Source organism: Colwellia sp. BRX10-9, assembly GCF_014077405.1.
Lineage (GTDB): Bacteria > Pseudomonadota > Gammaproteobacteria > Enterobacterales > Alteromonadaceae > Colwellia_A.
On sequence record NZ_JACGVV010000058.1, the window covers coordinates 1 to 10,116 of the forward strand.

Below are 10,116 nucleotides of genomic sequence, written 5' to 3' on the forward strand. Positions count from 1 at the left end.
TCATGAAGTAGATGCCAGTAAATATCAGTTATTGGCGCAGTGGCAAGGACAGGGGCAAAGCGAGCAACATAAAGAAACTAACATCATTGGGTCATTATTATCGTTACCCCATTTACCTTTAACCACATAACTCCGTCATCCTGAACTTGTTTCAGGATCTGTACTTGTAACAACAAAAACCAGATACTGAAATGAATTCAGCATGACGACAAAAGGACTAAACGCTCAGGACTCTCTGATAACATCACTATCATCATCAACACAACTCCGTCATCCTGAGACAGGCACCGTCATCCTGAAACAAGCGCCGTCATCCTGAACTTGTTTCAGGATCTGTACTTACAACCACAAAAACCAGATGCTGAAATAAATTCAGCATGACGACAAAAGGACTAAACGATCACGACTCCCTGATGTCATCACTGTTATCACAACGCCATCATCCTGAACACAAGCACCGTCATCCTGAACTTGTTTCAGGATCTGTACTTACAACCACAAAAACCAGATACTGAAATAAATTCAGCATGACGACAAAAGGACTTAACGATCATCGACTCCCTGATACCATCACTGTCATTCTGAGACAGGCACCGTCATCCTAAAACAAGCACAATCACCTCAACACAACGCCATCGTCCTAAAACAAGCACAATCACCTGAACACAACACCGTCATCCTGAACTTGTTTCAGGATCTGTACTTACAACCACAAAAACCAGATACTGAAATGAATTCAGCATGACGACTAAAGGACTTAACGCTCACCGACTCTCTGAAACCATCACTATCATCAACACAACGACTTAATCCTAAACATAAAAAAACCTGCATCAGCAGGTTTTTATAATTAAAATCGCACAAATAGTAACTTACATATTTGGATAATTCGGACCACCGGTGCCTTCTGGTGTCACCCAAGTTATATTTTGGCTTGGGTCTTTAATATCACAGGTTTTACAGTGAATACAGTTTTGTGCATTGATCACTAATTTATCACCCTGCTCTGTCGATTCAATTTCGTATACGCCAGCCGGACAATAACGCTGAGCAGGCTCTGCATACTTAGCTAAATTAACCGTAATTGGAACATCGACGTCAGTCAGTCTTAAGTGACAAGGTTGTTCTTCTTCATGGTTAGTATTTGACAAAAATACTGAGGTTAATTTATCAAAACTTAGTTTATTATCTGGTTTTGGATAATTAATAACCGCCGACTCCGAGGCTAATTTAAGCTGGTCATGGTCAAGCGTGTCGTCCTTAAGGTTAAACGGTAATTTACCATTAAATAGGTTTTGATCTATGGTGTTGTAAGCACCACCCAAGGTCATACCAAATTTATGCATCGCCGGGCCAAAATTGCGAGAGCTATAAAGTTCGTCATATAACCAAGAGTCTTTAAACCTTTCAGTATAATCAGCAAGGTCTTTACCGCCTTCATCACCGGAAACAATCACTTGAAAAATACTTTCAGCGGCTAACATACCCGATTTCATTGCGGTGTGATTACCTTTGATTTTAGCAAAATTTATCGTTCCAGCATCACAGCCGACTATAATACCACCAGGCATTGTCATTTTAGGTAGTGAGTTAAAACCACCCTTTGCCATCGCTCGTGCTCCATAAGAAACACGTTTACCGCCTTCAAGGTACTGACTAATTTTTGGATGATGTTTATAACGTTGAAATTCATCAAATGGACTTAAATGCGGGTTGCTATAATTTAAATCTACAATAAGACCTACAAATACTTGATTATTTTCTGCATGGTATAAATAGCCACCACCTGTTGCGCCTTGATCTAATGGCCAACCAGCCGTATGTACTACGAGACCTTCTTGGTGCTTAGCGGGATCAATGTCCCAAATTTCTTTAAAACCTAAACCATAATGCTGTGGAGAGACACCTTCATCTAAATTAAATTTACTGATCAGCTCTTTACCTAAGTGACCACGGCAACCTTCAGCAAAAACAGTATACTTAGCGCGAAGTTCCATTCCAGGAACAAATGAATCTTTTTCTTTACCATTAACATCTAGACCCATGTCACCGGTAATAATACCCGCAACACTACCATCATCGTTATAGAGTACTTCATGTGCTGGGAAACCAGGAAAAATTTCAACCCCTAATTCTTCCGCTTGCTCTGCTAACCAACGACATACGTTGCCCATGCTAACAATATAGTTTCCATCGTTATGCATAGTTTTTGGTACAGAGATGTTAGGTAATTTTATCGCGTTGCTTTCGCTATTAAGTAAATAAAGATCATCGCCGGTAACTTTTGTATTCAGTGGCGCGCCTTTTTCTTGCCAATCTGGGAATAATTCATTTAGCGCTCTTGGCTCAAAAACAGCCCCCGATAAAATATGTGCTCCAACTTCTGAGCCTTTTTCAACAACGCAGACTAAGAGTTCTTGATCTTTTTCTTTTGCTAACTGCATCAAACGACAAGCTGTTGCTAAGCCAGACGGACCAGCACCAACAATAACAACGTCAAAATCCATCGATTCGCGTTCCATAAATTTCCCCAAAAAATATTCATTTAAATAAAATCAAACACTCGTTTGATTTTCAAACACCTGTTTGATAATATCACTCATTATAGATATTTTGTTGATAAATACTATCTTCTATTGAAAGATATTGCGACAAAAGCTATTTAAGCTCAATTTATCGAGACAAGCACCGTATTACGTTGACGTTCACGTAGTCTAGTATTAGTCTGTCGAGCAATAATGAGAAATACTTGCTAATGTTAGTTTAATTAATCAAACCTTAGCTTTACACTATAAATACAAACACAACAAACGCAATCAGAGGCTACGATGAAAGTATTAGTACCTATTAAACGTGTAATTGACTATAACGTCAAAGTTCGCGTAAAAGCAGACAATTCAAATGTTGATCTTGCTAATGTAAAAATGGCAATTAACCCTTTTTGTGAAATCGCTGTAGAAGAAGCGGTTCGTTTAAAAGAAGCTGGCGTTGCCACTGAAGTTATTGTGGTATCCGTTGGTGACAAGTCTTGCCAAGAACAATTAAGAACGGCTTTAGCATTAGGCGCAGACCGCGCTATTCAAATCGAAACTGATGAGAAGTTAGACGCTCTTAATATCGCCAAACTTTTACAAAAGATTGTTGAAGAAGAACAGCCACAATTGGTTATTCTAGGTAAGCAATCTATCGACAGTGATAATAATCAAACAGGTCAAATGCTCGCTGCCTTAACAGGTATGCCGCAAGGTACTTTCGCATCAGTGGTAAAAGTTGAAGGCGATAAAGTTAATGTAACACGTGAAGTTGATAGCGGCTTACAAACTGTATCACTTAACCTACCTGCAATTGTTACTACCGATCTGCGTTTAAATGAACCTCGTTATGCTTCATTACCTAATATCATGAAAGCAAAGCGTAAACCATTAGTGGTTAAACCCGCTGCAGATTTTGGCATTGATTTAAGCCCACGTTCAAAATTAATAAAAGTTGTACCACCTGCAACACGTAAAGCCGGTATTATTGTTGATGGTGTAGATACATTAATTGAAAAACTGAAAAATGAAGCGAAGGTGATTTCATGAGTATTTTAGTATTTGCTGAACATGATAACAGCACATTAAAAGCTGACACGCTTAAAACAGTTGCTGCAGCTCAAGCAATTGGTGGTGACATTCATATATTAGTTGCTGGTAGTAATTGTCAGAGTGTTGCACAAGAAGCCGCTAAAGTTAACGGTGTAAGTAAAGTACTTGTTGCTGATAATCCAGCTTATGAACATCAGTTAGCTGAAAACATTAGCTTATTGGTAACAGAACTTGCTGCTGATTACGAACACGTCTTAGCAACAGCTTTAACGACAGGTAAGAACTTTATGCCTCGCGTTGCCGCTTTATTAGATGTTGCACAAATATCAGATATTATTGCTGTAGAAAGTAGTGATACTTTTGTTCGTCCTATTTATGCAGGTAATGCTATTGCCACAGTGCAAAGCTTAGACAGTAAAAAAATAATTACGGTTCGTCCTACGGGGTTTGACCCAGTTGCCACTGATGGTAGTGCTGAGATTGTAACAGTAGACTCAGTAACAGACGCTGGAATTTCAACGCATGTAAATGATGAACTTTCTGTATCAGAACGTCCTGACTTAGGCGCAGCAAGTATCGTTATTTCAGGTGGTCGTGGTATGCAAAACGGCGATAACTTCAAGTTACTTGAAGGTATTGCAGATAAGCTTGGCGCTGCTATTGGTGCTTCACGTGCCGCTGTAGATGCTGGCTTTGTACCTAATGACATGCAAGTCGGTCAAACAGGTAAAATTGTTGCTCCTGACCTATACATAGCTGTAGGTATAAGTGGTGCAATACAGCATTTAGCTGGTATGAAAGATTCTAAAATCATTGTTGCGATCAACAAGGATGCCGAAGCGCCTATTTTCCAAGTAGCTGATTACGGTATTGTTGGTGATTTATTTGAAGTATTACCAGAGCTTGAGGGTAAACTGTAAACTATAACGTTTTCAGACTTATTTTCTAGGTATAATAAAGCCACTTTAATAGTGGCTTTATTTTTATCTTTTATTTAACCACTCAGTCAATTAACACTCGGGTACCACATCATGAAAAATAAACTTTCTAGTCTTAGCGATCTTGCTGGTGCATTTGGTAGAGAGAGTGCTACAGCTGAGCATTCGGCCAATCAGCAACCAGCCGATAGTTCATTAGTATATTCAACAGATAGTGGCCGTATCAAACAAGACAATAACGCCCAAACAATAACAGCCAGTGATGGCTTTGCTAAAGTTAGGCGTGAAACTAAAGGCAGAAAAGGTAAAGGTGTCATCACCATTAGCGGATTAGGCTTAGATGCAAAAGCGCTAAAAGAGCTTGCTACAAAATTAAAGAAAACCTGTGGCACCGGTGGCAGTGTTGTCGGTGAAGTCATCGAAGTGCAAGGCGATAAAAGAGAGCAAATAAAACAGGTCCTTGAGAGCAATGGCTTTAAGGTAAAGTTTGTTGGCGGCTAGTCAGCAAACATCTAACAGGCTAACTTATATCGTACTTTCGTAATTTCATTGCTATTTTATTGTGTGAAACCTTTAACCGCTCTGCTAGTTTTCTCGTTGTTGGGTAAAGCGGATACAAGGTTTTAAGCAAATCGCCTTCAAATTTTTCTTGAGCACTATTCCAGTCCGACCATTGAGGCTGCTCAGCAAAATTTTCACCATCGCTAGCAGAACCAGCAATATTATGACTTATCGGTAAATCGACTGCTGAAAATTGTGATAACGCACCATCAATATCAGACTTTTCAATAACACCGCTATCATTAAGGGCTACCGCTCTAAATAAAATATTTTGTAACTGGCGAATATTACCTGGCCATTTACATATCTTAAGGGCAGCAAGTGCTTGCTCTGTTAAAGTAGGTACTTTTCGTGCAACTTGAAGCGCCGCCATTTTAATAAAGTGTGCCGCTAATAAAATAATATCATCGGGTCGTTCACGCAGTGGAGGTATCGACAAATTCAATACATTTAGGCGATAGAATAGGTCTTCTCTAAATAATTGTCGTTCAATCTGTTGCGGTAAGTGTTGGTGACTGGCACTGATTATACGCACATTCGCCGTTAACTCTTTCGTGCCACCTAGGCGACGATATTTATAATCCTGTAAGAATCGTAATAACTTAGCTTGTAAATATACTGACATTTCTGCAATTTCATCTAAAAAGATAGTCCCTGTTTCTGCCAGTTCAAATAGCCCAGGTTTCCCCCCTTTTTGAGCCCCAGTAAAAGCACCTGGCGCATAGCCAAACAGTTCACTTTCTAATAAGTTTTCGGGTAATGCTGCACAATTCAGCGCTAAAAAAGGCGCATCGGCACGTCGACTGGCATTATGCAAAGCACGAGCTAATAACTCTTTACCTGTACCTGTTTCACCACTGATAAGTACCGGTAATTCTAATTCTGAAAACCTGAGTGTTTGAGACTTTAAGAGTCTAATAGCTGAGTTCTCGCCAATAATATTATCAAATTCAGCTTGCTCTCGACTCTGTATTAATGCGATATGCTGACCAACGCGATTCATTGAACGTAAGGTGAGAATAACGCCTGATGAACTATGTTCTGAAAATATTGGCGTGATATCAGCTAAATAAGAGTGTTCGAGGAATGAGAGTGAAAAATTACTCAGTGAAGAATTAAGCATGTCTTGAAAAGACTGATCTATATATTGATCGATATGCTGTCCCTCAATTTTTATAACTAAATCTTTTAATAACGACTGAGCGGCCGTATTAATAATAACAATAATACCATTTTGGTCGATATCCAGTATAGGGTCTGGAATAGTGTCTAATAAGGTTTTTAAATGTGCCTCACGTCTTTGTGTCGGTAATAAGTCGACAGATAAACAATGAACTATGTCATCGCGGTGTGACAGAGAATTTTGCACGTCAGACAATGCTAATTCATTGGACATAAAGTGGACATAAATAAAGTGACTAACCACTTCAAGAGAACGTATATTCCAACGATTATCAGCAAAAATAGCCAAGATTTCTTGGCTTATGCCAATACGATCTTTTACTTTAATTTCAATTCGCATCAGTTTATCTCAATGTTCCACAGTCATATTGTAATAGATTAATTACAATGTATTAATTATATTACAGAATAACTGATAAGCGAACGATTTGTAATAATTTAATTACAAATCAATAGACTTACACACCAATAGTCACATAAAACATTGATATAGTTACGTTATATATTGCTGGCTCTGTTTTTGCAAACATAAAAACAAACGGATCAATATAAAAGAAATTAGCGGCGCTAACCTATAAATAATAACAAAGTGCGCCCCTAATTTTCTTCATCGAAATGCTTATTAAAGAGAGAATTTATGAAAAATAGTAAATATGTTGAAACACAAGCAATCCATTCAGGACGTATTAACGATGAGCAATTTGGCTCTTTAGCAACACCACTTTACCAAACGTCTACTTTCATTTTTAAAAACGCTAAACAAGGCGCCGACCGTTTTGCGGGTGAAGCTGAAGGATATATCTATGGACGATTAGGTAACCCTACAGTAAGACAATTAGAAATGCGTGTTGCTGCCATGGAAGAAATGGAAGATGCCGCTGCCACAGCAACAGGCATGGCAGCTGTTTCTGGGGCCTTATTAGCTAATTTGCAATGTGGTGATCATATTATTTCATCTAGTGCCTTGTATGGCTGTTCATATGCATTGATCAGTCATATGCTAACCAAATTCGGCATTGAAGTTTCATTTGTTGATATGAAAGTGCCTGAAAATATTGAAAAAGCGATAAAACCAAATACTAAAGTTATATTCCTAGAAACACCAATAAACCCAAATTTAGTAGTTTTAGATTTAGCACGTATTTTAGCGATATCAAAAAAACACAGTATTCTATCAATCGTTGACAATACTTTCTTAACCCCTGTTTTACAGCAACCTGGAAAATTTGGTGCGGATATCGTTGTTCACAGTGCAACTAAGTATCTAAATGGTCATGGTGATGTGGTAGCAGGTATTATCTGTAGTAATGCTGAAATGATAGAACACATCAAATTAACAGCACTTAAAGATATTGGCGCAACAATGAGCCCTCATGATGCATGGTTAATTATGAGAGGATTAAAAACCTTACCATTGCGTATGGAACGCCACTGTTCAAATGCACAAACAATCGCTGAGTTTTTAGAAAGTCACCCAATGATAGCTAAAGTTTATTACCCTGGCCTTAAATCGCATGACGGTTATAAATTTATTGGTACGCAAATGAAAGCGGCTGGTGGAGTTATCGCTTTTGAATTAAATGCAGACTTAAAAGGTGGCGAAGAGTTTATAAATCGGATGAGTTTATTTTCAATCGCAGTAAGCCTAGGAGATGCAGAGTCTCTTATTCAGCACCCTGCTTCGATGACTCATTCACCTTATACACCAGAAGAGAGAGTAGCGGCAGGTATCAGTGATAGTTTAATTCGAATATCTGTTGGTTTAGAACATGTAAATGATTTACTTGACGATCTGAAGCAATCGTTAGATCAAATAGAAAACCGCCAAGAGCAAGTTGCCTAACTTAGCGGTTTATAACGAGTAAGTATAATTACCTGTAAAGTATTAATCCTGCGTTATAATTTTAGTTAGCGCAGGAAGTACTTTTTCTTTTAACAAGGTTAATTCACTGTCTGTATAAGCCTTCATTGCAAACTCACCCCAAACAGGCTTCGGCCAAGCAATATCATCCGTAAAGCGAACAATGTGATGGACATGAAGTTGTGGACAAATATTACCTAATGCCGCTACATTCATTTTTGTGCCATTAAATAACTGCATTAAGATTTCACTTAACAAACTTGATTCATTGAGAAACTGCTGTTGTTGCTGCCAATCAAGTTGATAAATATCTTGAATATCATCGACCCTAGGTACTAAAACAAACCACGGATAATTACTATCATTCATCAGTAATAGTGTTGACAGTGGTAACTCAAGTAACTCAATGGTGTCACGTTGTAATAGCGCATGAAGTTGAAATGTATTAGACATATAGACTCTCTTAACGTTTATTTTTACGACCGCGACCGCGGGCAGTTTTCTTAGCTTCTCTAGCCGCTACTTTTTTAGCCTCAAGTTCGATAAAATGTAGTGTTTCAATTTCTATCATATCAGGTGTTTCAAAAGTAATGCCACCCAGAGTATTATCACGTATCTCATTGATTAATATTGCTGCGGCTTTATGATAATCAATACGTCCCCCTGATTTAACACAGCCGCGTCTACGACCTATTTCTTCAAGTAACTCTACTTCTGTTTGTGGCGTATCGTCAAATTGATAACGTTCTTTTAATCGTTGCGGGTAATGCGCTAATAAATATTCACCGGCAAACGAAGCAATATCTTCATGGTCAAAGGCGGTATCTTTAACTGCGCTGGTAATCGCTAATCGATAGCCACTGTTTTCATTAACAATTTTTGGCCACAACATACCTGGGGTATCATATAAGTAAAGACCTTCGTCTAAACGAATTCGCTGCTGACCTTTAGTCACAGCAGGCTCATTACCCACTTTAGCTTTTGCTTTTCCAACAAGAGTATTTAATAAGGTAGATTTACCTACGTTAGGGATACCCATGATAACAACGTTAATCTGTTTACCCGTTTCATTTTTACTCGGTACTAATTTACGAATAAGACTAGGGAGTGTCTTCGCTACAGAAGGGTTATCTGTGGTTAGAGCAATTGCTTTGACATTTTTTTGAGACTCTAAATATTCTAGCCAAATTTTTGTTTTAGCAGGATCGGCAAGATCTGACTTATTGAGAATTTTAATAAGGGGGATATCACCTCTGATCTCAGTGATCATCGGATTTTCACTGCTAAACGGCAATCTAGCGTCACACACTTCTATGACCACATCTATTTGTGGAAGAATTTCTTTTATTTCTTTTTGGGCTTTATGCATATGCCCAGGGAACCAATTAATAGCCATAACAACACTAAGTAATTTATTAATGTGTAGATTTTAGCAAGTTACGCATTGATACACACGTTACATTGAAAATAAATATGATATTACAAACATCGCCAGTTATAAGATAAGCTTTTGAGCTGAAAGATATGAAATTTAACATACGTTAGTAGCAAGTTTACAAAGACTTAAATACAAAAAACGTTTCGTTTATAACAAGCATGCTTATTAAAAGCCAAACTACCTTTTTATCAGTGCATGCTAGTTAGCGAATTTTGTCTTTTTTGAACGCCAGAAAGTAATAAACCCGACTCTTTCGGATCGGGTTTCTGACGTGTAGGGATATACTAATGTCGCGTTGCCAAGGATGGCAAAGAGCGACCTAATTAGAAGCGGAGAATGTCCTATTCTCACATGGGTCTGTCGGACATAAATCACACTACTGTTGTTATTAATCCATGCTAGCTATGGATTTGGTCTTTTTAAACGCCAGAAAGCAAAAAACCCGTTACGTTAGTAACGGGTTTTTCTTAATTAGAAGCCTAGCAATGTCCTACTCTCACATGGGAACTCCCACACTACCATCGGCGCTACTGCGTTTCACTTCTGAGTTCG

General features: G+C 38.3%; 8 protein-coding genes. 4 read left to right on the forward strand and 4 right to left on the reverse strand.

Annotation, left to right across the window (positions count from 1 at the left end):
• Positions 1-872: 872 nt before the first annotated feature.
• Complete coding sequence (locus H4J69_RS18995) at positions 873-2,522, reverse strand: electron transfer flavoprotein-ubiquinone oxidoreductase (protein ID WP_070374460.1); 1,650 nt, start codon at positions 2,520-2,522, stop codon at positions 873-875.
• Between the two features lie 306 nt (positions 2,523-2,828).
• Here H4J69_RS18995 and H4J69_RS19000 point away from each other — a divergent pair, with 306 nt between their 5' ends.
• From H4J69_RS19000 to H4J69_RS19010, 3 genes are all read left to right on the forward strand, one after another.
• Entirely contained in the window at positions 2,829-3,581 is a 753-nt protein-coding gene (locus H4J69_RS19000) for an electron transfer flavoprotein subunit beta/FixA family protein (RefSeq protein ID WP_070374461.1), read from the forward strand.
• On the forward strand, positions 3,578-4,504 hold the full coding sequence (locus H4J69_RS19005; RefSeq protein ID WP_182218571.1) for an electron transfer flavoprotein subunit alpha/FixB family protein: 927 nt from the start codon (positions 3,578-3,580) through the stop codon (positions 4,502-4,504). The genes H4J69_RS19000 and H4J69_RS19005 overlap by 4 nt, the downstream gene beginning before the upstream one ends.
• 111 nt (positions 4,505-4,615) lie before the next feature.
• A complete protein-coding gene (locus H4J69_RS19010) occupies positions 4,616-5,023 on the forward strand; it encodes a translation initiation factor (RefSeq protein WP_182218570.1) in 408 nt (135 codons plus the stop codon).
• Positions 5,024-5,042: 19 nt separating this feature from the next.
• Here H4J69_RS19010 and H4J69_RS19015 read toward each other — a convergent pair whose 3' ends face one another.
• On the reverse strand, positions 5,043-6,605 hold the full coding sequence (locus H4J69_RS19015) for a sigma 54-interacting transcriptional regulator (RefSeq protein ID WP_182218568.1): 1,563 nt from the start codon (positions 6,603-6,605) through the stop codon (positions 5,043-5,045).
• A 297-nt stretch (positions 6,606-6,902) separates the two neighbouring features.
• Between H4J69_RS19015 and megL the strand changes: the two genes are divergently transcribed.
• On the forward strand, positions 6,903-8,108 hold the full coding sequence (megL, locus tag H4J69_RS19020) for a methionine gamma-lyase (RefSeq protein WP_182218566.1): 1,206 nt from the start codon (positions 6,903-6,905) through the stop codon (positions 8,106-8,108).
• 42 nt (positions 8,109-8,150) lie between these two features.
• Here the strand turns inward: megL and H4J69_RS19025 are convergent, their stop codons facing one another.
• Together H4J69_RS19025 and ylqF are read right to left on the reverse strand one after the other, a co-directional pair.
• Positions 8,151-8,579, reverse strand: coding sequence for an HIT domain-containing protein (locus H4J69_RS19025; RefSeq protein ID WP_182218565.1), 429 nt, complete (start codon positions 8,577-8,579; stop codon positions 8,151-8,153).
• 10 nt (positions 8,580-8,589) lie between these two features.
• Entirely contained in the window at positions 8,590-9,522 is a 933-nt protein-coding gene (ylqF, locus tag H4J69_RS19030; RefSeq protein WP_070374465.1) for a ribosome biogenesis GTPase YlqF, read from the reverse strand.
• Between the last annotated feature and the right edge of the window lie 594 nt (positions 9,523-10,116).

Excerpts from the sequence above, each read along its gene's own strand:
- H4J69_RS19010 (WP_182218570.1), top strand. The coding sequence starts at position 4,616 with ATGAAAAATAAACTTTCTAGTCTTAGCGATCTTGCTGGTGCATTTGGT.
- H4J69_RS19005 (WP_182218571.1), top strand. The coding sequence starts at position 3,578 with ATGAGTATTTTAGTATTTGCTGAACATGATAACAGCACATTAAAAGCT.
- H4J69_RS18995 (WP_070374460.1), bottom strand. The coding sequence starts at position 2,522 with ATGGAACGCGAATCGATGGATTTTGACGTTGTTATTGTTGGTGCTGGT.
- ylqF (WP_070374465.1), bottom strand. The coding sequence starts at position 9,522 with ATGGCTATTAATTGGTTCCCTGGGCATATGCATAAAGCCCAAAAAGAA.
- megL (WP_182218566.1), top strand. The coding sequence starts at position 6,903 with ATGAAAAATAGTAAATATGTTGAAACACAAGCAATCCATTCAGGACGT.
- H4J69_RS19000 (WP_070374461.1), top strand. The coding sequence starts at position 2,829 with ATGAAAGTATTAGTACCTATTAAACGTGTAATTGACTATAACGTCAAA.
- H4J69_RS19025 (WP_182218565.1), bottom strand. The coding sequence starts at position 8,579 with ATGTCTAATACATTTCAACTTCATGCGCTATTACAACGTGACACCATT.
- H4J69_RS19015 (WP_182218568.1), bottom strand. The coding sequence starts at position 6,605 with ATGCGAATTGAAATTAAAGTAAAAGATCGTATTGGCATAAGCCAAGAA.